At 61.4% G+C, this 21,615-nt stretch carries 17 protein-coding genes; 10 read left to right on the top strand and 7 right to left on the bottom strand.

Annotated elements, in window-relative coordinates:
• Positions 1-47 precede the first annotated feature (47 nt).
• The 8 genes from ACIQY3_RS21360 (at position 48) to ACIQY3_RS21325 (ending at position 9,639) form a co-directional block, all read left to right on the top strand.
• A complete protein-coding gene (locus ACIQY3_RS21360) occupies positions 48-2,333 on the top strand; it encodes a heavy metal translocating P-type ATPase (protein WP_403023170.1) in 2,286 nt (761 codons plus the stop codon).
• Positions 2,334-2,349: 16 nt separating this feature from the next.
• On the top strand, positions 2,350-3,213 hold the full coding sequence (locus ACIQY3_RS21355) for a LysR family transcriptional regulator (RefSeq protein WP_008026094.1): 864 nt from the start codon (positions 2,350-2,352) through the stop codon (positions 3,211-3,213).
• Positions 3,214-3,437: 224 nt separating this feature from the next.
• Positions 3,438-4,514: a putative 2-aminoethylphosphonate ABC transporter ATP-binding protein gene (locus ACIQY3_RS21350; RefSeq protein ID WP_403023167.1), complete on the top strand. Its 1,077-nt coding sequence runs from the start codon at positions 3,438-3,440 to the stop codon at positions 4,512-4,514.
• On the top strand, positions 4,514-6,238 hold the full coding sequence (locus ACIQY3_RS21345; protein ID WP_403023164.1) for a putative 2-aminoethylphosphonate ABC transporter permease subunit: 1,725 nt from the start codon (positions 4,514-4,516) through the stop codon (positions 6,236-6,238). Before ACIQY3_RS21350 ends, ACIQY3_RS21345 begins: the two co-directional genes overlap by 1 nt.
• A gap of 50 nt (positions 6,239-6,288) precedes the next feature.
• A complete protein-coding gene (locus ACIQY3_RS21340; RefSeq protein ID WP_054044493.1) occupies positions 6,289-7,314 on the top strand; it encodes a putative 2-aminoethylphosphonate ABC transporter substrate-binding protein in 1,026 nt (341 codons plus the stop codon).
• A gap of 117 nt (positions 7,315-7,431) precedes the next feature.
• Positions 7,432-8,565, top strand: coding sequence for a TIGR03364 family FAD-dependent oxidoreductase (locus ACIQY3_RS21335; RefSeq protein ID WP_403023160.1), 1,134 nt, complete (start codon positions 7,432-7,434; stop codon positions 8,563-8,565).
• Entirely contained in the window at positions 8,565-9,131 is a 567-nt protein-coding gene (locus tag ACIQY3_RS21330; protein ID WP_403023157.1) for a phosphonate degradation HD-domain oxygenase, read from the top strand. Before ACIQY3_RS21335 ends, ACIQY3_RS21330 begins: the two co-directional genes overlap by 1 nt.
• A gap of 85 nt (positions 9,132-9,216) precedes the next feature.
• Entirely contained in the window at positions 9,217-9,639 is a 423-nt protein-coding gene (locus ACIQY3_RS21325; protein WP_403023154.1) for a hypothetical protein, read from the top strand.
• A gap of 148 nt (positions 9,640-9,787) precedes the next feature.
• Here the strand turns inward: ACIQY3_RS21325 and ACIQY3_RS21320 are convergent, their stop codons facing one another.
• Both ACIQY3_RS21320 and ACIQY3_RS21315 read right to left on the bottom strand, forming a co-directional pair.
• Positions 9,788-11,152, bottom strand: a complete 1,365-nt coding sequence (locus ACIQY3_RS21320; protein WP_403023151.1) for a GTPase/DUF3482 domain-containing protein — start codon at positions 11,150-11,152, stop codon at positions 9,788-9,790.
• A complete protein-coding gene (locus ACIQY3_RS21315) occupies positions 11,145-12,515 on the bottom strand; it encodes a DUF2868 domain-containing protein (RefSeq protein WP_403023148.1) in 1,371 nt (456 codons plus the stop codon). Before ACIQY3_RS21315 ends, ACIQY3_RS21320 begins: the two co-directional genes overlap by 8 nt.
• 85 nt (positions 12,516-12,600) lie before the next feature.
• On the opposite strand from ACIQY3_RS21315, the gene ACIQY3_RS21310 reads away from it, so the two are divergent.
• Positions 12,601-13,113, top strand: a complete 513-nt coding sequence (locus ACIQY3_RS21310) for a dihydrofolate reductase (RefSeq protein ID WP_403023145.1) — start codon at positions 12,601-12,603, stop codon at positions 13,111-13,113.
• 94 nt (positions 13,114-13,207) lie between these two features.
• Here the strand turns inward: ACIQY3_RS21310 and ACIQY3_RS21305 are convergent, their stop codons facing one another.
• Positions 13,208-14,599, bottom strand: coding sequence for an L-cystine transporter (locus ACIQY3_RS21305; RefSeq protein ID WP_403023142.1), 1,392 nt, complete (start codon positions 14,597-14,599; stop codon positions 13,208-13,210).
• 250 nt (positions 14,600-14,849) lie between these two features.
• Between ACIQY3_RS21305 and ACIQY3_RS21300 the strand changes: the two genes are divergently transcribed.
• A complete protein-coding gene (locus ACIQY3_RS21300) occupies positions 14,850-15,905 on the top strand; it encodes a hypothetical protein (protein WP_054616946.1) in 1,056 nt (351 codons plus the stop codon).
• Positions 15,906-16,221: 316 nt separating this feature from the next.
• Here the strand turns inward: ACIQY3_RS21300 and ilvD are convergent, their stop codons facing one another.
• The 4 genes from ilvD to ACIQY3_RS21280 form a co-directional block, all read right to left on the bottom strand.
• Complete coding sequence (gene ilvD, locus ACIQY3_RS21295; RefSeq protein WP_403023139.1) at positions 16,222-18,063, bottom strand: dihydroxy-acid dehydratase; 1,842 nt, start codon at positions 18,061-18,063, stop codon at positions 16,222-16,224.
• A 257-nt stretch (positions 18,064-18,320) separates the two neighbouring features.
• Positions 18,321-19,526: an MFS transporter gene (locus tag ACIQY3_RS21290; RefSeq protein ID WP_403023136.1), complete on the bottom strand. Its 1,206-nt coding sequence runs from the start codon at positions 19,524-19,526 to the stop codon at positions 18,321-18,323.
• Positions 19,519-20,484, bottom strand: a complete 966-nt coding sequence (locus ACIQY3_RS21285) for a diiron oxygenase (RefSeq protein WP_403023133.1) — start codon at positions 20,482-20,484, stop codon at positions 19,519-19,521. The genes ACIQY3_RS21290 and ACIQY3_RS21285 overlap by 8 nt, the downstream gene beginning before the upstream one ends.
• Positions 20,481-21,557 (bottom strand): SagB family peptide dehydrogenase, encoded by a 1,077-nt coding sequence (locus ACIQY3_RS21280; protein ID WP_403023130.1) that lies wholly within the window; start codon positions 21,555-21,557, stop codon positions 20,481-20,483. The genes ACIQY3_RS21285 and ACIQY3_RS21280 overlap by 4 nt, the downstream gene beginning before the upstream one ends.
• Positions 21,558-21,615 lie beyond the last annotated feature (58 nt).

Raw genomic sequence — 21,615 nt, 5'->3', positions numbered from 1 at the left:
CTACAGGGTCTTTACTTGGCAACAGGCACCTTTATGGACGCAACCCGATGAGCGATTCCCTTCACACCCACAAACCCGAGGCTGATCACGATCACGATCACGATCACGATCACGATCACAGCCACAAGCTGCAGCCTGTGCAGAAACACGACCATGGCAGCCACGGGGATTCCTGCTGTTCGTCTAAAGTGGCGGCGCCGTCGTTGATCAAGTTGAGCGACAAGCCGACCGACGGCGCACGGCTGAGCAGTTTCCGCATCGACGCGATGGACTGCCCGACCGAGCAGACGCTGATTCAGAACAAGCTCGGAAAATTGACCGGCGTCCAGCAGCTGGAGTTCAACCTGATCAATCGGGTGTTGGGCGTGACCCATGACCTGCCAAGCACGGCGCCGATCATCGAGGCGATCAGGTCGCTGGGCATGGTGGCCGAGCCTTTGGAGCAGGGCGTTGAAGCTCCTGCGCCCGTCGCCGAGAAAAAGCACTGGTGGCCGCTGGCGCTGTCCGGCGTCGGTGCATTGGCGGCTGAAGTCATCCACTTCACCAACGCCGCGCCGAACTGGGTGGTGGCGATCATCGCGCTGGTTTCGATCCTCAGCGGCGGCCTGACCACTTACAAAAAAGGCTGGATCGCCCTCAAGAACCTCAACCTGAACATCAACGCGCTGATGAGCATCGCGGTAACCGGTGCGGTGTTGATCGGTCAGTGGCCGGAAGCGGCGATGGTGATGTTCCTGTTCACCGTGGCCGAATTGATCGAAGCCAAATCCATGGATCGTGCGCGCAACGCCATCGGCGGGCTGATGCAGATGACCCCGGAACAGGCCACGGTGCAGCAGGCGGACGGTAACTGGATCGAACAGGATGTTAAAAGCATCGAACTGGGCGCCCGAGTGCGGGTGCGTCCCGGCGAGCGAATCGGCCTCGACGGCGAAGTCGTCTCGGGCACATCCACGATCGATCAGGCACCGATCACCGGCGAAAGCTTGCCAATCGAGAAGACCGTGGGCGATAAAGTCTTCGCCGGCACCATCAACCAGGCGGGCTCGCTGGAATACTCCGTGACTGCTGCGGCGAATAACTCGACCCTGGCGCGAATCATCCATGCCGTAGAGCAAGCTCAAGGTGCGCGGGCACCGACTCAGCGCTTCGTCGACCAGTTCTCGAAAATCTATACCCCGGCGGTGTTTGTCCTGGCCTTGGCCGTGGCGGTGATTCCGCCGCTGTTCATGGGCGCCGCGTGGTTCGACTGGATCTACCGGGCGCTGGTGCTGCTGGTGGTTGCCTGCCCATGTGCGCTGGTGATTTCAACCCCGGTGACCATCGTCAGCGGCCTCGCGGCGGCGGCGCGCAAAGGGATTCTGGTTAAGGGCGGCGTCTATCTGGAGGGCGGTTACAAGCTCGATTACCTGGCCCTGGACAAGACCGGCACCATCACCCACGGCAAACCGGTACAAACCGATTATCTGTCCCTCGACCCGACCGCCGATGCAACAGCGCCCGCGATTGCGGCGGCGCTGGCCGGTCGCTCCGATCACCCGGTGTCGCTGGCCATCGCCAACGCGGCTGTGGATAAACAATTCGCGCCGCTGGTTGTGGATAACTTCGAAGCCTTGACCGGTCGCGGTGTGCGCGGCGAGATCAACGGTCAGGTCTACCACTTGGGCAACCATCGCCTGGTGGAAGAGCTGAACCTGTGTTCCCCGGCGCTGGAAGAGAAACTGTTCGCGCTGGAAAAACAGGGTAAATCCGTGGTGCTGCTGCTCGACAAGTCGGGTCCGCTGGCGCTGTTCGCCGTAGCCGACACTGTGAAAGAGTCCAGCCGCGAAGCGATTCAACAGCTGCATGACCTGGGCATCAAAACCTTGATGCTCACCGGCGACAACGTCCACACCGCCCAGGCGATTGCCGCACAGGTCGGTATCGACGAGGCCAAGGGCGACCTGTTGCCGACCGACAAACTGCAAGCCATCGAAGCTCTTTATGCACAGGGCCATAACGTCGGCATGGTCGGCGACGGCATCAACGATGCCCCGGCGCTGGCTCGGGCGGAAATCGGTTTTGCCATGGCCGCCGCCGGCACCGATACCGCCATCGAGACCGCCGATGTCGCCCTGATGGACGACGATCTGCGCAAGATCCCGGCGTTCATTCGCCTGTCGCGCCAGACGTCGAGCATCCTCAAGCAGAACATCGCCCTCGCTTTGGTCATCAAGGCTATCTTTCTTGGGGTAACCTTCGCCGGGATCGCCACCATGTGGATGGCGGTGTTCGCCGACATGGGCGTGAGCCTGTTGGTGGTGTTCAACGGTTTGCGCCTGTTGCGCAAATAAGCGATGAGGAGCGGGTGTGCTGAGTGCCGAGCTGAAGGCGTTTTACATGGTGGCCCGCCTGGGCAGCATTACCCTGGCGGCCAAAAAGCTCGGCCTGAGCCAGCCCACCGTGACGACCCAGATTCGAAACCTGGAAAGCCAGTACTCGGTTGAGCTGTTCTACCGTGGCGGCCGCCGCCTTAGCGTCAGCGATGAAGGCGCGCGGCTGTTGCCGATGGTCAAGACGCTGTTGCAGCAGGAAGCCGATATCGAGTTTTTCCTGCGCAACAGCGGCCAGGTCCAGGGCACGTTGCGCATCGCCGCCACCGCGCCGTATTACATCCTCGATCTGGTGAAGACCTTCCGCGAGCGTCTGCCGCAAGTGGAAGTGTCGGTGGAAATCGGCAACTCCCAGCAAGTGCTCGAAGCGCTGGAGGATTACCGGGTTGATGTCGCCGCGTCCTCGCAATTGCTCGACGATGCGCGGCTGATCCGTCGGGTGCTCGGCAGCGATCCGTTGGTATTGGCGGTGCATCGCAATCACCCGCTGGCGGTGCACGACCATGTGCCGCTCAGCGCATTGGCCGGGCATACCTTGTTGATGCGTGAATCGGGCTCGACCACGCGACGGCTGACTGAAGAATTGCTCGCCAGTGCAGGCGTGAGTTTCGGGCCGTTGCTGGAGATTGGCAGTCGTGAATCGATTCGCGAGGCAGTGCTGCGCAATATCGGCATCAGCATCATTGCCCGGCAGGAAGTGCCCCATGATCCGCAGTTGCGGGTGCTGACCATCGAGAATGCGCCGCAGATTCCGGAATACCTGTACTGCCTCAAAGAAAGAAAAGGTGCGCGGTTGCCGGCGGCGTTTCTCGGGTTGGCGCAGGAAATGGCCCCGGCCTGAAATATCCATTGCCTGTGCCGGCCTCTTCGCGAGCAAGCCCGCTCCCACAGGGGAGCGCATTCCAAAATGTGGGAGCGGGCTTGCTCGCGAAGGCGCCAGACCAGGCAACAAATATCACCAACCCAAATCCCCGAATACCACTATCAACCGTTTTTGCCTCACTGCCACATGACCGACGCATTACAAACCTAGGATGGCCCTCATCTGCTTGATGAGGTCTGTCCATGAACCACTCGATCGCAACTGCCCTGACCAACCCCGGCGCGCCGATGAAAGTGCGCGGCGTGCAGAAACGCTTCGGCGCCTTCACCGCGCTGGATAACGTCTCCCTCGACGTCGCGGCGGGTGAGCTTGTGTGTCTGCTCGGCCCGTCGGGTTGTGGCAAAACCACCTTGCTGCGCTGCATCGCCGGTCTGGAGAAACAGGACAGCGGCGAGTTGTACCTTGGCGAGCGCGACGTTTCCCACCTGGCACCCCAAGCCCGGGACTACGGAATCCTGTTCCAGTCCTACGCGTTGTTCCCCAATCTCACCGTCGAAGCGAACATTGCCTACGGCCTCGCCGGTAGTGGCCGCGATGAAGTGCGCAAGCGTGTCGGGCAGATGCTGGAACTGGTCGGCCTGATCGGCAGTGAGAAAAAGTACCCCGGCCAATTGTCCGGCGGTCAGCAGCAACGAGTCGCCCTGGCACGCGCTCTGGCCCCCGCGCCTTCCTTGTTGTTACTCGACGAACCGATGTCGGCCCTCGACGCCCGGGTTCGCGAGCACTTGTGCACCGAACTGCGCCAATTGCAACGTAACCTCGGCATCACCACCCTGATGGTCACGCACAATCAGGACGAAGCGATGCTGATGGCCGACCGCATCGCCGTGATGAACAACGGCAAGGTCGAGCAATACGCCACGCCGCAGGAAATCTACGACCGCCCGGCGACGCCGTTTGTGGCGGAGTTTGTCGGTCAGGGTAACTGGCTGCCGTTCCGTCGCAGCAGCGACAGTCACGCCCAGGTCGGCGGGATGAACATGCGCCTGGCCGACGGCAGCGCGAAAACCGCGTCGGGTCGTCTGTTCTGCCGGCCCGAATCGATCAACGTCAACCCGCCGGTGCATGAAGAAAACCTGTTCCCGGCCAAGGTTCGCGAGATCACCTTCCTCGGCAACCGCTGCCGCATGAGCTTCGAACTCGACCAGTTGCCGGGCCATGCCTTGCTCGCGGAACTGGCGCCGGAAGCCATGCCGCGTCTCGGCGCGCAGCAGATCATGGTCGCTTTGCCGCCACGCAGCCTGCAGGTGTTTGCCTGATGAGCGCGAACCTCGCGCTGCCGATACCGCACAAGCAGGTTCGGCAGACCTCCCGTGCCGAGATCGGCGACCGGGTGTTCGTGGTCGGCGGCAAAGTGCTGTTGCTGGTGTTGCTCGGCGTCGCGGTATTGATGCCGTTGCTGGCGATCTTTTGGCGCGGGTTCAGCTCCGAAGCCGGGCAGGGCGGTGGTCTGGTGGCCGCCCGTGAGCTGGTGACCAGCGAGAATTTCCACTGGCTGCTCGGCAATAGCCTGAAAGTTTCCCTCAGCGTCGCGGCCATTGTCGTACCGCTGGCCTACCTGTTTGCCTACGCCCTGCAACGCACGTTGATTCCCGGCAAAGGGATCTGGCGCGGCATGTCGTTGTTGCCGCTGATGGCGCCATCGATGCTGCCGGGGATCGCGCTGGTTTACCTGTTCGGCAACCAGGGCATGTTGCGCGGTTTGCTCTCGGACAATATCTACGGCTTCTGGGGCATTGTGCTCGGTGAGGTGATCTACACCTTCCCACACGCCTTGATGATTCTTCTGTCGGCGCTTTCCCTGGCGGATGCGCGATTGTTCGATGCGGCTTCGAGCATGGGCGCCAGTCCGGCGAAAGCCTTTCGCAGCATCACTTGGCCGGCGACCCGTCAGGCGGTGTTCGCGGCGTTCTGTCTGGTCTTCACGTTGACCATCACTGACTTCGGCGTGCCCGTGGTGGTCGGCGGCGACTATCAAGTGCTGGCGCTGGAAGCCTACAAAGCCGTGGTCGGCCAGCAACAATTCGGTCGCGGCGCGTTGATCGGCATGGTCCTGCTGCTGCCGGCGCTGTTCAGCTTCGGCGTGGATGCCTGGTTGCGTCGGCGTCACGGCGACTCCATGAGCGGTCGGGCGCAGGTCTTTAAACCAGCACCTTCGAAGCTGCGGGACGGTTGCTACCTGGCCATCGTGCTGCTGATCTGCGCGGTGTTGCTGCTGGTGTTCGGCATGGCGGTGTTCTCGTCGCTGGTGAAATTCTGGCCGTACAACCTGTCGCTGTCGCTCAACCATTACCAGTTCAACGACACCGCGGGCGGCGGCTGGCTGGCCTACGGCAACAGCGTGAAGATGGCGTTGTGCACGGCGCTGATCGGCAGCGTGCTGATCTTCACCGGTGCCTACCTGATGGAAAAAACCAAGGGCCAGCGCGGGCTGAACCTGGCCCTGCGCATGCTCAGTTTCGTGCCGATGGCGGTGCCGGGCCTGGTGCTGGGCCTGGGTTACGTCTTCTTCTTCAACCTCAACGGCAACCCGCTGCATGTGCTCTACGGGACCATGACCCTGCTGGTGGTCTGCACCATTGCTCACTATTTGACCACCGCACAAATGACCGCCACCACCGCGCTGCGCCAGCTCGACGCCGAGTTCGAAGCCGCCGCGCTGTCGCTCAAGGCGCCGCTTTACCGGCATTACCTGCGGGTCACCGTGCCGATCTGCCTGCCGGCGCTGCTGGACATCGTGCGCTACCTGTTCGTTTCGGCCATGACCACCGTCTCGGCGGCGATCTTCCTCTACAGCCCCGATACCATCCTCGCGGCGGTGGCGGTGCTGAACATGGACGACGCCGGCAACGTCGGCGGCGCGGCGGCGATGTCGACCCTGATTCTGTTCACCTCGGCGGGCGTGTCCCTGCTGCTGGCCTGGGCCTCGCGCGGTTTGCTGCGCCGCTCCCAAGCCTGGCGGCAGACCGCGCCCGGCAATTGATTCGCTGCTCCTAAAACCGAAAGCCCTCAACTCAAAGACAGGAAAAGATCATGTTCAAGCCCCTGGCCCTGGCCGCTGCTGTCCTCACCGCTTTCAGCCTGAACGCCTTCGCGGCGAAAACCGAGTTGACGGTGTACACCGCCCTCGAAGCCGAACAACTGAAGACCTACAAGGACGCCTTCGAAAAGGCCAACCCGGACGTTGAGATCAAGTGGGTGCGTGACTCCACCGGGATCATCACCGCCAAACTGCTGGCCGAGAAAGAGCGCCCACAAGCCGACGCTGTGTGGGGCCTGGCCGCGTCGAGCCTGGCGATCCTCGATCAGCAAGGCATGCTGCAAAGCTACGCGCCGAAGGACCTGGGCAAGATCGGCGGCAACTACCGCGACGCCGCCAACCCGCCGGCGTGGGTCGGCATGGACGTGTGGGCCGCGACCATTTGCTTCAACACCGTCGAAGCCGAGAAACAGGGCCTGACCAAACCCGTGAGCTGGCAAGACCTGACCAAGCCTGAGTACAAAGGCAAGATCGTCATGCCCAACCCGGCCTCGTCCGGCACCGGTTTCCTCGACGTCAGCGCTTGGCTGCAAACCTTCGGCGAGAAGCAGGGCTGGGCCTACATGGACGGCTTGCACCAGAACATCGGCCAGTACGTTCACTCCGGTTCCAAGCCTTGCAAACTCGCGGCGTCCGGCGAATTCCCGATCGGCATTTCCTTTGAATACCCGGCCGTCCAGTTGAAACGCCAAGGCGCGCCGCTGGACATCATCCTGCCGAAAGAAGGCCTGGGCTGGGAGATCGAAGCGACTGCGGTGATCAAGGGCACGGCCCATGAAGACGCAGCGAAGAAACTCGCGGACTTCTCCGCGAGCCCGGCGGCGATGGAGCTTTATAAGGAGAACTTCGCGGTCCTCGCGCAACCGGGTATTGCCAAGCCGCAGACCGAATTGCCAGCGGATTACGAGCAGCGTTTGATCAAGAACGACTTTGCCTGGGCTTCGAAAAATCGCGACGAGATTTTGGCTGAGTGGCGCAAGCGGTATGACGGTAAGTCCGAGAAAGTGGTCGCCAAGTAAGACCTTCATCGGCTGACGGGCCTCTTCGCGAGCAGGCTCGCTCCCACATTTGGAATGCATTCTCCTGTGGGAGCGAGCCTGCTCGCGAAAGCGGTCTGTCATTCAGGACAAAACCCAATGACACACCACAACGACATGCTCATCGTCGGCGCCGGCATCCTGGGCCTGTCCCACGCCTACGCCGCCGCCAGACGCGGCCTCAACGTCACGGTTTTCGAACGCAGCGAAACCCCTTTGGGCGCCTCGGTGCGCAACTTTGGCCAGGCCCTGGTCACCGGTCAGCCGCCGGGCCCGATGCTCGAACTGGCCAAGTCCAGCCGCGAAATCTGGGCTCAGTGGGCGCAACTCGCCGGCCTGCACCTCAAGCGCAACGGCTCATACCTGTTCGCCCGCACCGAAGCCGAAGAACATCTGCTGCAAGCCTTTTGCAACGGCCGCGCCGTGGAGCACAACTACAACGTCGAACTGCTGCGCGGTGCGGCGTTACGGGATTTATACGGCGGCCAGTTCAGCCATCACCGCGCCGCGTTGCACGGCGTGGACGATCAGCAACTGTATTCCCGCGAGGCGATTCCGGCGTTGATCGACTACCTGCGCCGCGAACTCGGCGTGGAGTTTCACTTCTCGACCCTGGTGCGCGACATCGAGCCGGGGCGCTTGCACAGTACCTCCGGCAGCTTCAGCGCCGGGCAGATCATCGTCTGCTCCGGCCACGACTATCAAACCCTGCTGGCCGAGCCGATTGCCGAGCTCAACCCGCAAATCTGCCGTTTGCAAATGCTCCGCGCCCGACCGCAGATCAACCTCGATTTGCAACACGCGTTGCTCACCGGATTGAGTTGCGTGCACTACGGCGCGTTCGCCGACCTGCCCGAAGCCGCGGCGGTGCAGGCGCAAATCCTGCGCGATGCGCCGCACCTGCACGACAACGGCATTCACCTGCTGATCAGCCCGACGCCGCATGGCGAGTTGATCATCGGCGACTCGCACCATTACGGCCGCGATCCGTCACCGTTCAACGCCGAGCAGGTGGATGACTGGATGATTGAACTGGCCGAGCAGACGTTGGGTTGTCGGATTCAGGTGATCGAGCGTTGGCAGGGCGTCTATGGTTCGAAGGGGCCGGGACCGTTCTCGTTCTTGCGTCCGCAACCCGGCGTAAGCGTGGCACTGATGCACACCGGTGTGGGCATGAGCGTCGGACCGGCGATGGCCGAGCGCAACGTTGCCTTGTTATTGGGAGAAGCGTGATGGCGAGTGCGGAACGAGTGGTCGACGAGGTGTTCGCCCTGTACGAGCGCTTTGGCGACAGTGATTACATCGGCGAGCCGGTGTCGCAGATTGAGCACATGTCCCAGACCGCCGAACTGGCCATGGCCGAAGGCTTCGACGATGAGGTGGTGCTGGCGGCGTTCTTTCACGACATCGGGCATATCTGCGCCGAGGATGCCGAGAACATGGACGGTTTCGGCGTGGTCAGCCATGAACGCCTCGGCGCGGATTACCTGCGCCGCGCCGGCTTCAGCGAACGCATGGCGCGGCTGGTGGAATACCACGTGCAGGCCAAGCGTTATTTGACGCTCAAGGAGCCGGGGTACTACAAGCGCTTGAGCGAAGCCAGTCGCCGAACCCTGGAGTATCAGGGCGGGGTGATGACGGCTGCGGAGGCCGAGGCGTTCGAGCGGGATCCGCTATGTGCGGTCAGTTTGCGCATGCGGCAGTGGGATGAACAGGCCAAGGAGATGTGGGTGCCGGTGCTGGATCTCGACGTTTTGAAGCGCAAGGCGCTGGGGCTTTTGTCTGGCGTAGCGTGCTGAACCGTCGCACACGGATTTGGGAAACGTGGCATGGATCGCCGTGCGGTATGGGTTCATGCTGAGTTTTTCGCAGGGAGACGCATGGATGCGTTACTTGAAAGTGGTTGCGCAGGACCGAAATGGGGACGGTAAGGCCGATACGTTGGTTTACCGGTTTTATGAAGATGATCAGTTGCAGCGCGAGGCGACGGAGACTGATCTTCGGCGGCTCAAGGTGTTCGGCAAAACCTTTCTGAAGTGTGCCTGGTTCAATGCTGAAGAAGGTGAGGAGCGGTATCTGCGGATCTTCTCGCAGAATCTTTCTGGCGACGGCACGCCGGAAATCGTCCACTTGCATTTTCTTGATGGGCCGGTGATTGCTTACAAGGCAGCGGCCCAGGATCTGGATAACGATGGCGGGTTGGAGCTGATACTGGCTTCGGATGTGGACAATGACGGGCGTTCTAATCGCACGGATCGAAGTCGGGTTACGACGTTGGTGAAGCAGTTTTTGAAGGTGGGGTGGTAGCGTCCATTCAGTGAATCCGAGTTGCGGCCTTCGCGGGCAAGTCGAATCGTCGCACCGCCGCTCCCACATTTGAAATGCATTCCCCTGTGGGAGCGGCGGTGCGACGATTCGACTTGCTCGCGAAGACGCCGGCCCCGGCACAGCCAATCTAAAGTTGCTGCGCCAACCCCTCAACCTGCTCCTGCCGTTCCGCCTGACTTAACTTCGCCTGCGGATTCAGCGACGACCACTGCGGATGCGCCCGCGCCTTGTTCAGCGCCTCGGGCAGTTTGCCTTCGCGCCAGGTCTTGTCCTGGGGCGTGGCCACCTGGATGCTGTCCATCGCCGCATGCCCGCGCTGGTTCAGGGCTTGCACCAACTGCCGCTGGCGCAGGGCCAACAGCCGCAGCACGCTGTCATCGACGGTCAGTTCGCGCTGGCCCTTGATCTTGCCCAGCAAGCGGCTGCCGTAACTGCGGGCGGTTTGCAGGGCGCCACCGGCGATGGCTCCGGCGAGCGCGGCGGCGCCGAGGGTCAGGCCGCCGACCAGCAAGTCCACGCCAGCACCCGCCGCCGCACCCGCCGCGATACCACCGCCCACCCGCACCCCGAGTTGCTTGAGGGTTTCGGGGTTGAACAGGTCGTCGCCCCAGCGCCCATCGAGCAGCGGCAAATCACTGGCTGCGGCGTCTTGCGGGCGGAAGGCGTAGAGCTTGAGCAGGGCTTCGACGCAACGCTGTTCCCGTTGGCGCACGGCTTTGCGCAGTTCGCTGATCGCTTGTTGTTCCAGTTCCGCCTCGCTGCTGACGCTGCGCCGGCACGCGGCGCAATCGATCAATAATTCGGCAATCAATCGCGCCGCACTCTGCTGGCGAGCCAGGCGCTGGGCCTGTTGATCGGTGATCAGCCGTTCCAGTTGCGGCCTTGCGTTTTCCAGCAGCAGCGCGAGGCTTTCGTACAACCGGCGTTCGCCATCCTCCGGCGGAGCAACGCTGTCGAACCGCACCAGCGCATGCAACCCGAGGCGCGCCAACGCTTCACGCCAATCCGGCTCGCGATGGTTAGAGCTGCTGACGAAATTCAGCACCGGCAGCAACGGTTTGCCGCAACTGGCCAACACTTCCAGTTCATCGCGGTACTTGGCGAGCACCGGCTCCCGGGCGTCGATCACATACAGGCCAGCGTCCGAGGCCAGCAGTTGGCGCAGCACCTTGGCTTCCTGTTCGAAGCGTTGCCGGGCTTCGCTGCCCTCCAGGAATCGCGCCAGCCGCGCCGGGCCGTCGAGGCGTTCGCCCGGACGTTCCAGGCGTTCGAGGTAATCGAGCAGGGCGATGGAGTCTTCCAGGCCTGGCGTGTCGTAGAGATCGAGCAGCGGCTCGCCGTCTACCGACAGCCGCGCACCTTCGACGTGCCGGGTGGTGCTGGGCCGATGGGACACTTCGCCGAAACCGACGTCACGGGTCAGGGTGCGCAGCAACGACGTCTTGCCGACGTTGGTGTGGCCGACGACCGCGAGCTTTAAAGGCTTAGTCATGACCCGTCTCCAGCCAGTTCATGGGCGCGCAGTCGGCGAAGGGCAGTTCAAGTTGTTGCAGTGCTACGTGCCAGTCGCCGAGACGCGCGGCATCCAGCGCTTCGCCGGTTGGCGCTTGCAGCAACCAGACTCGGGTGGCCGTGGCGTTGCGCGCCAATTCGGCGATCAACGCCAGGCTGCCGCGATCCGGTGAGCGGCGCGGATCGCAGGCAATCGCCAGGCGCGCCGGGGGAAAGCGGCTGAGTTGTTCGAGGAGCTTATGGCGGGACTCGCGGCTGTCGAGGATACCGGCGTCGCTCACGGACTTTGGCAGTGGCGGCGGCCATGGACGTTGGTCGTCGAGTTCGATGGCCACCAACAGCGCGCCTTCGCTGTGCAGGTCACTGACGCTGCTTTCGACGCGGTGAAGCTGATCCGGAGCGGCATCGCTGATGCCCAGGCGTTCGCTGGTGGGCATCAGGCGTTCGCGTAATTGCGCGTAGCCGGGCAGGTTCAGGTCCAGGCGCAATCCAGCCTGGCCGGTTTTCCAGCGCCACAGGCAAAACAGCGCCAGCAGCAGGCGCGGCAGCACGCCGTAAACCACCAGCACGCCGACCAGCCATGTGGCCCAGGCCTGGCGGGCGCTTTCGATATTGAGCGCGGTGTCGCCGCTGGCGCGGATCATCTCCACCGTCGGCACGTTGAAACCGAGCAACGAAGGCAGGGCGCCGAGGGCTTGGGTCATCGCCACAAAGGTGTCGGCACTGAGCAGGGTGGTTTCCCAGACGAAGCCGTAGCGCCGGGTCGCCATCAGCGTCAGCAAAATCGCCAAGGCACTGAGCATCGCCAACAACCACAGGCTGTTGATCAGCACACCAACGGCCCAGCGATTGAGTTTGTGTCGTTGCAGCAACAGCAGCAGAGCCGGGGCCAGTTGCGCGGCTTTGGCGTCCCGGGCGAGTTTTTCGCTGAGCCACAGCCACAAGCGTCCGAGGGTGGCGCCGTGTGAACCGGCGAACATCAGGCCCAAGGCCCAGCTCAGCAGCAGAATCAGGTTCAGCCCGAGCAAACTGCCCAAGGCCCAGAACACATTCACCGCGACTTGCCCGTCGCCCAGTGCGGCAAATGCCAGGCCGGCGCCGCTGACCACGGCCAGTATCGCGAGCACCAACAGCGCTAGCCGCGCACCTTGCAGCCAGTGTTTGAGAGCGACGCTCAGTCCATCGCGCTCGGCCAGCCACAGGGCCCGGCGTTGTATGCGGCTCGGCAGATCACCGCCGGCGTTGCGGGCCAGTCGGTTGGCTTCCAGATCATCCAGAGGGCCGGCGTGTTCTTCGCGCAGGCGAATGGTTTCCGTCAGCCAGAGGTTATTCAGTTCAGTCACGCGGCATCCCGTCGCTTAAATGAACGGTGAGCATAACCGCTGTGGCGCTTATCGGGGAAAGGGAGGCTCTGGTATCCTCGCCGGCATGACTAAATCACTCCCCCTCAGCCTGATCGCAGCCCTCGGTGAAAACCGAGTGATCGGCGTCGACAACAGCATGCCCTGGCACCTGCCGGGGGACTTCAAATATTTCAAGGCCACCACCCTGGGCAAGCCGATCATCATGGGTCGCAAGACCTGGGATTCCCTCGGTCGTCCGCTGCCGGGGCGGTTGAACATCGTGGTCAGCCGTCAGGTGGATCTGGTGCTGGAAGGCGCGGAGGTTTATCCGTCGCTGGAGGCTGCCGTGGTTCGCGCCGAAGCCTGGGCGAAAGAGCAGGGCGTCGATGAGTTGATGCTGATTGGTGGGGCGCAGTTGTATGCCCAAGGGTTGGCACAGGCCGATCGGCTGTACCTGACGCGCGTGGCGCTGAGCCCGGACGGGGATGCGTGGTTTCCGGAGTTTGATTTGAACCAGTGGAAACTGGTTTCCAACATCGAGAATCCGGCGATGGATGACAAGCCGGCGTACAACTTCGAAGTTTGGGAAAAGGCCTAAAAGCTTCGCGAGCAAGCCCGCTCCCACATGGAGTACGCGTTCCAATGTGGGAGCGGGCTTGCTCGCGAAGAGGCCCGCTCAGTCGCTGAAAATCTTAAGCCTGAGCCAACTCCGCATGCTCATCCGCATTCAGCAGCTCTTTGTCCGTCTGCTGCATGATCTGGCTGGTAATCGCCCCCGCCGTAATCGACCCACTGACGTTCAACGCCGTGCGGCCCATGTCGATCAGCGGCTCAACCGAAATCAGCAACGCCACCAGTGACACCGGCAAGCCCATGGCCGGCAGCACGATCAACGCGGCAAACGTCGCGCCGCCACCCACGCCCGCCACACCGGCGGAACTCAGGGTCACAATCGCCACCAGCGTCGCGATCCACAGCGGGTCGAGCGGGTTGATGCCCACGGTTGGCGCCACCATCACTGCCAACATCGCCGGGTACAGACCGGCACAGCCGTTCTGGCCAATGGTCGCGCCGAACGAAGCGGCGAAACTGGCGATGGATTGCGGGATGCCCAAACGGCTGGTCTGGGCTTCGATGCTCAGCGGAATGGTCGCGGCGCTGGAGCGGCTGGTGAACGCGAACGTCAGCACCGGCCAGATCTTGCGGAAGAAACGCAGCGGGTTGATCCCGGCCGCCGACACCAGCACACCGTGGATCACGAACATCAGGCCCAGGCCGATGTAGGACACCACCACGAAACTGCCGAGCTTGATGATGTCTTGCAGGTTGGAGCCAGCGACCACTTTGGTCATCAGCGCCAATACGCCGTACGGGGTCAGCTTCATCACCAGGCGCACCAGACGCATCACCCAGGCTTGCAGGGTGTCGATGGCGTTGATCACTTTCTGACCTTTCTCGACGTCATCTTTCAACAGTTGCAACGCGGCGACCCCGAGGAACGCGGCGAAGATCACCACGCTGATGATCGAGGTCGGCTTGGCCCGGGCCAGGTCGGCGAACGGGTTCTGCGGGATGAACGACAGCAGCAACTGCGGCACATTCAGGTCGGCGACCTTGCCCGCGTAGTCGGTCTGGATGGTTTGCAGGCGCGCCATTTCCTGGGTGCCGGCGACAAGGCCTTCGGCAGTCAGGCCGAACAGGTTGGTCAGGCCGATGCCGATCAGCGCCGCGATGGCGGTGGTGAACAGCAGCGTGCCGATGGTCAGGAAGCTGATCTTGCCCAGGGACGAGGCGTTGTGCAGGCGAGCAACAGCGCTGAGGATCGAGGCGAACACCAGCGGGATCACGATCATTTGCAGCAACTGCACGTAACCGTTGCCGACCAGATCGAACCAGCCGATCGACGTTTTCAGCACCGGGTTGCCGGCACCGTAAATCGTGTGCAACGCCACACCGAAGACTACGCCCAGCACCAATGCGAGCAGGACTTTCTTGGCTAAGCTCCAAGAGGTGTGACGGGTTTGCGCCAGGCCAAAGAGCAGGGCGAGGAACACCAGCAAATTGAGAATCAGCGGCAGATTCATAAAGACTCCATAGACTTGTGCCAGCCACCTTCGTGTGTGACTGCGAACCGGCAAGCCTAACAGCTTGATATCTAATGAATTAATACCAAAAACAGAGGTGGACTGTCGTTTTTGGAATAAGCGGGTGTCGCTGTCGGGGATGCAGCTGGCGCGATAGGGACACAAGCGGTCGCGGGCAGGCGGGAACTGTCACAGTTTTTTGTTAGCGTCGATGTCTTTGAATCAGGTCTCTTTATAAGGAAGCATGCAGATGAAGTTCGCACCGAAAATGCTGGCTGCTGCACTCTGCCTCGGCCTCGCCGGCCAGGTATTTGCCACGGATTTGAAGCACTGGCCTGCCGATCAGGCCAAGGCGCTGGACGCGATGATTGCGGCCAACGCCAACAAGGGTAACTTCGCGGTGTTCGACATGGACAACACCAGTTACCGCTACGACCTCGAAGAGTCGTTGCTGCCGTTCATGGAAAACAAGGGCCTGATCACCCGCGAGAAGCTCGACCCCTCCCTGAAACTGATTCCGTTCAAGGACACCGCCGACCACAAGGAAAGCCTGTTCAGCTACTACTATCGCCTCTGCGAAATCGACGACATGGTGTGCTACCCATGGGTCGCCCAGGTGTTCTCTGGCTTCACGCTTAAAGAACTCAAGGGTTATGTCGATGAGCTGATGGCGTCCGGCAAACCGGTACCGAGCACTTATTACGACGGCGATGTGGTCAAGACCATCGACGTCCAGCCGCCGAAAGTCTTCACCGGCCAGGCCGAGCTGTACAACAAACTGATGGAGAACGGCATCGAGGTCTACGTGATGACCGCCGCCTCCGAAGAACTGGTGCGCATGGTCGCGGCGGATCCGAAGTACGGCTACAACGTCAAACCGCAGAACGTGATCGGCGTGACCACGCTGCTCAAGGACCGCAAGACCGGCGAACTGACCACCGCGCGCAAGCAGATCACCGCCGGCAAGTATGACGAGAAGGCCAACCTCGACCTCGAATTGACCCCGTACCTGTGGACGCCAGCGACCTGGATGGCTGGCAAGCAAGCGGCGATCCTGACCTACATCGATGAATGGAAAAAACCGGTGCTGGTGGGCGGCGATACCCCGAGCAGCGACGGCTACATGCTGTTCCACAGCGTCGACGTGGCCAAGGGTGGCATCCACTTGTGGGTCAACCGCAAAGACAAATACATGACCCAGATTAACGGCATGATGGCCAAACACGCAGCGGCCCAGGCCAAGGAAGGGTTGCCGGTCACGGCGGACAAGAATTGGGTGATCGTGAAGCCTGAAGAGATCCAATAAACACTGCGATGATCGTTCCCACGCTCCGCGTGGGAATGCAGCCCGTGACGCTCTGCGTCACGGGACGCAGAGCGTCCCTTGAGGCATTCCCACGCGGGAGCGTGGGAACGATCAACAGGGCTGTGTAAATCCATTATTGTGATCAACACACATCCCCTGTGGGAGCGGGCTTGCCCGCGAAGGCGGTGTGTCAGGCAGCATTGATCTCGACTGACACTCCCTCTTCGCGAGCAAGCCCGCTCCCACATTTGATTAAGTTGAATGCAAAAAAAATGCCCCGCACTTGGCGGGGCATTTTTATGTCTGCGACTAAGGCTTACAGCCCATCAAGCATCGCTTTGTTCCGCACGGCACCCTTGTCGGCACTGGTGGCCAGCAGAGCGTAGGCTTTCAGCGCGGTGGTCACTTTACGTGGGCGCTTCTCGACTGGCTTCCAGCCTTTCTGATCCTGCTCGACCCGGCGTGCGGCCAGTTCTTCATCGCTGATCAACAGGTTGATCGAGCGGTTCGGAATGTCGATCAGTACTTTGTCGCCATCCTGCACCAGACCGATCGCGCCGCCGGCAGCAGCTTCTGGCGAAGCGTGACCGATGGACAGGCCCGAGGTACCGCCGGAGAAACGACCGTCGGTGAGCAGGGCGCAGGCTTTGCCCAGGCCTTTGGATTTCAGGTAGGACGTCGGGTACAGCATTTCCTGCATGCCCGGGCCGCCTTTCGGGCCTTCGTAACGGATGATCACGATGTCGCCGGCCTTCACTTCGTCAGCGAGGATGCCGCGTACGGCGCTGTCCTGGCTTTCGAAGATCTTCGCGTTGCCTTCGAACACGTGGATCGACTCGTCGACGCCAGCAGTTTTCACTACGCAACCGTCGAGGGCGATGTTGCCGTACAGAACGGCCAGGCCGCCTTCTTGCGAGTACGCGTGCTCGACACTGCGGATGCAGCCGTTTTCACGGTCGTCGTCCAGGGTTTCCCAACGGGTCGACTGGCTGAACGCGGTTTGCGTCGGGATGCCCGCCGGACCGGCCTTGAAGAAGTGATGCACGGCTTCGTCGTTGGTCTGGGTGATGTCCCACTTGGCGATGCCTTCGGCCATGCTCTTGCTGTGCACGGTCGGCAGCTCGGTGTGCAGCAGGCCGCCACGGGCCAGGGAGCCGAGGATGCTGAAGATGCCGCCGGCGCGGTGCACGTCTTCCATGTGGTACTTCTGGATGTTCGGCGCGACTTTGCACAGTTGCGGTACGTGGCGGGAGAGGCGGTCGATGTCCTTCAGGTCGAAGTCGATCTCGGCTTCCTGGGCGGCGGCCAGCAAGTGCAGGATGGTGTTGGTGGAACCGCCCATGGCGATGTCCAAGGTCATGGCGTTTTCGAACGCCTTGAAGTTGGCGATGTTGCGCGGCAACACCGACTCATCGTTGTCGCCGTAGTAACGCTTGCACAGGTCGACGATGGTGCGGCCGGCTTGCAGGAACAGCTGTTCGCGGTCGCTGTGGGTGGCCAGGGTCGAACCGTTACCCGGCAAGGCCAGGCCCAGGGCTTCGACCAGGCAGTTCATCGAGTTGGCGGTGAACATGCCGGAGCACGAACCGCACGTCGGGCAGGCGCTGCGCTCGTATTCAGCGACTTTCTCGTCAGAAGCGCTGGAGTCGGCGGCGATCACCATGGCATCGACGAGGTCGAGGCCGTGGCTGGCGAGTTTGGTCTTGCCGGCCTCCATCGGGCCGCCGGAAACGAAGATCACCGGGATGTTCAGGCGAAGAGCGGCCATCAGCATGCCAGGGGTGATCTTGTCGCAGTTGGAGATGCAGACGATGGCGTCGGCGCAGTGGGCGTTGACCATGTACTCGACGGAGTCGGCGATGATCTCGCGGCTCGGCAGCGAATACAGCATGCCGTCGTGGCCCATGGCGATGCCGTCATCCACGGCGATGGTGTTGAATTCTTTCGCTACGCCACCGGCCCGTTCGATTTCACGGGCGACCAGTTGGCCCAGGTCCTTGAGGTGGACGTGGCCCGGTACGAACTGGGTGAACGAGTTGGCAATGGCGATGATCGGCTTCTTGAAGTCGTCATCTTTCATCCCCGTGGCGCGCCACAGTGCGCGGGCACCGGCCCTGTTGCGGCCGTGGGTGGATGTTTTCGAGCGGTAATCAGGCATGGAGCACTCCGGGCGGCTAATCAGGTATCAAAGGGGAGTGAGCTTCTATTGACGTCTGGAACACTCAGAAATGGCCGTGTGTCCGGAAGTTGCCGATGACTTTGCGGGATCGCCGCTTGCCTCAGCCTGAGCTCATAAACCCGCCGGGGGATGAATGGCGATGAATCCAGCGATTCTACACCGCTGGCGTCAGGAGGGAATGCCGGAAAGTGTTGATCCAGCGCTGACGCAGCGTGTGGGATGACGACCGGCAGCTTTCACCCGACCGTCAGCACCCGGTGACGCCGGGTAATCCGCGCATTGAGGCCGATACCGATGGCGCTCAACAGCAGGAAACTGAGGGCCAGGGTTGTCTGCAGGTCGGTGCTGCTCAGGTTGATCAGGGCGCTGATCAGCCCGCCGGAGATAAACACCAGCGTATTGCCCGCCGCCGCCGACGTGCCCGCCTTGTCCGGAAAGACCTCCATGGCTTTGGACGTGGCAACGGGGCGGGCAATGGTGGTGCCGGCGGTGCAGATGATCATCGGGATCAACACCGTCAGGGTCGACAGCCCCAGCCCTGTTGAAAGCATGAGCATCATCAAGCCCGAAAAGAAGATCAGGCCCAGGCCTACGATGATTTGTGTGTTGGGGGCGATCCGGCCGCCGATAATCCGGGCGATGATGCCGCCAAAGATGTAAGCCAGACCATAGAGCAGCAGCGTCAGCGAGAATGCGTAGGGCGAAAGCTGCAACTGGTCCATGAAGATCAGCGGCGAAATGACAATGAAGGAGAAGTGGCAGGCAAAGGCAATCGAGGCAATCAACCAGTAGCCCATAAACCCCGCATCGCGGTAGACCACCCGGTATGACTGGACGATGCCCTGGCGCACAGCATGGGGCGGGCGCTGGTTTTCCAGAAAGAAACAGGCTTTCAGAAACACGGCACCTGCCAGGGCGATAAAGGCCACAAAGCTGCCGGGCCAGTCCATGGCTTGTTGCAACAGGGTCCCGGCCAGGGGCGAAATGGAAATGAAGATCCCGCTGGCGGTCACCATGAGAATCCTCAGGCGATCCCGCTCCTTGCCTTCGAACAGGTCTTGAACCAGCGCTTGAGTGAGCACAAAACAACCGCAGCCGATGGCCTGGACCACCCGGAACAACAGGAACCAGGAATACTCGGTGGACAACAGGCAACCCACCGCGCCGATGATCGACACCGCCATGCCCGCCAGCAGCAAGCCCTTGCGTCCGATGGTGTCCGACAACGGCCCGATCAGCAGCTGAGACAGGGAAATGCCGACGGCGAACAAACTGATGGAAAACGCGATGTCCGCCGGGGTGGTCCGGAAATGTTCAGCCAGCGCAGGAAATGAAGGCAGCAGGACATCCAGCGGAAAGACCCCGAGCAACACCATGGTCATCAACAGGATGACCGCGGCACGGCGCTTTTTGAGACTGACAGCCGGTTTTCCTTCATCCATCGACAAGTCCTGCCTGCATGAAAAGTTGCTGGTTGCTGCGCAGGTCGAAGAAGCCCGCGTTGCGTAGGGCCTGGAGCGTAGCGCCGGCCCCTGAGCGAGCCCGTAGCACGGCGGCTTGCGCATCGGCCAGCTCGCCGAGAACGTCCGCAACACAAGCACCATTCAGTCCCGCGCTGTGCAGGCTTTCCTTGAGCCAGCGCTCATCGACTTCAAAGAACACCAGGATGATTTCCACCAGCCATTTGGCGGCGAACGTGCGTTGGCTGCTGGTCAGGGTCAGCCACAAATAGTGGAACACCTCTGAAAAGTAGCGACTGTGACGAGCCTCGTCAGTGAGGTGGTCCCTGAGCATTTCCTGGGCGCAGGACACCAGCGTGTCGCGACACACCTCGAGCAGTTCCCGGGCGATGATCGTCTCCGAGACGAAGCCCACCAGAAACCAGGCCAGTGTCTTGTACCGGTCCGGGGTTTGCTCAAGCAGGGCGTTCAGCCGGGTTATGCGGTGTGGCATCACCGGACGCTGGGTGATGCCGTAATGATCGGCAATCTGCTCGGCAAGGCTGTTGGAGAACAGCGCGTGAAAACCTTCGTCGGTGTAGAGCTGCAGGGCAGCGGTTTTCATCCGCTGCGGCACGCTGATATCCAGCTCGCCGTGGACGATGATTTCCACCGCGCGGTTGACGATGCGGTGTTCCAGCAGGGTGGTGTAGTCGAGGAAATACACGAGGTGATTGGCCGATAGGCGATGGATAACCGACTGGCCTGCCGCTTTGATGCTCGGGTGACTCAGATAGGGCAGAAAGGCTGGCGGGAACCAGTGTCGCGTTTCCAATTGCTGGTCCAGATCCGACGGCAACAGGTATGAATGTTCGGTGACCCGCACCGAGGCTCGGGTATTCCAGTCGCCCAGGGTGAAGCGCCGGGCCCAGAAATCCGGGAGAGAAGAGGCACTGGTCATTGTGGCGGGCCCTCGTTCAGCAAAGCTTTCAGCTCCTTGCACATCACCTGCCCGTCGCTCTGGCCGCAGCCGACAAAAAACAACGGTTGCTCCGCACTGTCCTTAAGTCCCAGCAGCGTTTCGACCTGATCGTCTGTCAGTGCCCCAGTCAGCCAGGTGCCCAGGCCTAATGCGGTGGCCACCAGTTGGAAAGTCTGGGAAATATGACCGGCCTCAACGTAGGCCATCCGATAAGCCCGGGAGTGCTGGTATTTCCACCACAACTTGTCGAAGCGCGCGGTGATGAACAGGCCGGCGGGCAGGTTATTGATGAAGTGTTGGCCGCACAGCAACTGACCCAGAGGCGAACCGGGCAGTGGGTTGACGAAACTCAACGCGTGATCAGCCGGGTGATAGGCGTAGAGCCCAGGCGCCAGGCCATCGACGTTTTGCACCTGCAGAAAACCTTCGCAGGCATTCAAGCCTCCGCCCGAAGGACTGCTGCGGCGGGCAGTCAAGCCTTCGGCGACCGTCTCGTCGATATTGTCTTCGCGCTCTTTCAGGTAGCCGAGGGACAGATAAAGCAATGTGCTGACGTCGCCGAGGGACACCGCTTTACCGGTGAAAGACCGGCAGGTCTTACGCAGAACCAGGGCATCGGCCAGGCTATCGGCCGGCAACCCGGAGCGGGCTGGCAAACTGATCAGCTCGCGGGCCGGCCGGCGCTCAAAATCGGCGTCAGGAGCGCTGGAGGTCAATACGTCGTTGCAATGGTCCAGATAATGCCTCGACCATTCATAAATATTCTGTGGGGTATATTCGCAAGGTATGTTCTTGGTGCCGATATGAAATATCTTTGATAGTTCATCCCAGCCCCATTCATTAGTGCCTTGTATTGAAGTTGTCAGTATTCCGGTGTTCAGAAATTGCGTGTCTATTATATTGCCGTTATCGAATGACCCAAGGTTGTCGATAAGTTGTGCAAGCCGGGTTGAATACTCAAGGTTGAGTTCAAACTGCTTGTGGCTTCGGTAATCCCAGACGATTTGGCCAGGTGGGCGGGGCAGAATGAAGAGATGAGGGTTTATATGCATGAAGGGCGGTTCGCTCTGGACGGTTCCATAGAAAACGCTGGGTAAGCCGGCACTCCCC

It is taken from the genome of Pseudomonas sp. NPDC096950, assembly GCF_044762525.1.
Taxonomy (GTDB): Bacteria; Pseudomonadota; Gammaproteobacteria; order Pseudomonadales; family Pseudomonadaceae; genus Aquipseudomonas.
This window is presented reverse-complemented; position numbering and strand designations above follow the sequence as displayed.

Bases quoted from the DNA above. Each gene is read 5' to 3' on its own strand.
- ACIQY3_RS21350 (WP_403023167.1), top strand. From the start codon at position 3,438: ATGAACCACTCGATCGCAACTGCCCTGACCAACCCCGGCGCGCCGATG.
- ilvD (WP_403023139.1), bottom strand. From the start codon at position 18,063: ATGCCTGATTACCGCTCGAAAACATCCACCCACGGCCGCAACAGGGCC.
- ACIQY3_RS21330 (WP_403023157.1), top strand. From the start codon at position 8,565: ATGGCGAGTGCGGAACGAGTGGTCGACGAGGTGTTCGCCCTGTACGAG.
- ACIQY3_RS21340 (WP_054044493.1), top strand. From the start codon at position 6,289: ATGTTCAAGCCCCTGGCCCTGGCCGCTGCTGTCCTCACCGCTTTCAGC.
- ACIQY3_RS21335 (WP_403023160.1), top strand. From the start codon at position 7,432: ATGACACACCACAACGACATGCTCATCGTCGGCGCCGGCATCCTGGGC.
- ACIQY3_RS21305 (WP_403023142.1), bottom strand. From the start codon at position 14,599: ATGAATCTGCCGCTGATTCTCAATTTGCTGGTGTTCCTCGCCCTGCTC.
- ACIQY3_RS21360 (WP_403023170.1), top strand. From the start codon at position 48: ATGAGCGATTCCCTTCACACCCACAAACCCGAGGCTGATCACGATCAC.
- ACIQY3_RS21345 (WP_403023164.1), top strand. From the start codon at position 4,514: ATGAGCGCGAACCTCGCGCTGCCGATACCGCACAAGCAGGTTCGGCAG.
- ACIQY3_RS21300 (WP_054616946.1), top strand. From the start codon at position 14,850: ATGAAGTTCGCACCGAAAATGCTGGCTGCTGCACTCTGCCTCGGCCTC.
- ACIQY3_RS21320 (WP_403023151.1), bottom strand. From the start codon at position 11,152: ATGACTAAGCCTTTAAAGCTCGCGGTCGTCGGCCACACCAACGTCGGC.
- ACIQY3_RS21290 (WP_403023136.1), bottom strand. From the start codon at position 19,526: ATGGATGAAGGAAAACCGGCTGTCAGTCTCAAAAAGCGCCGTGCCGCG.
- ACIQY3_RS21280 (WP_403023130.1), bottom strand. From the start codon at position 21,557: ATGCATATAAACCCTCATCTCTTCATTCTGCCCCGCCCACCTGGCCAA.
- ACIQY3_RS21285 (WP_403023133.1), bottom strand. From the start codon at position 20,484: ATGACCAGTGCCTCTTCTCTCCCGGATTTCTGGGCCCGGCGCTTCACC.
- ACIQY3_RS21325 (WP_403023154.1), top strand. From the start codon at position 9,217: ATGCGTTACTTGAAAGTGGTTGCGCAGGACCGAAATGGGGACGGTAAG.
- ACIQY3_RS21310 (WP_403023145.1), top strand. From the start codon at position 12,601: ATGACTAAATCACTCCCCCTCAGCCTGATCGCAGCCCTCGGTGAAAAC.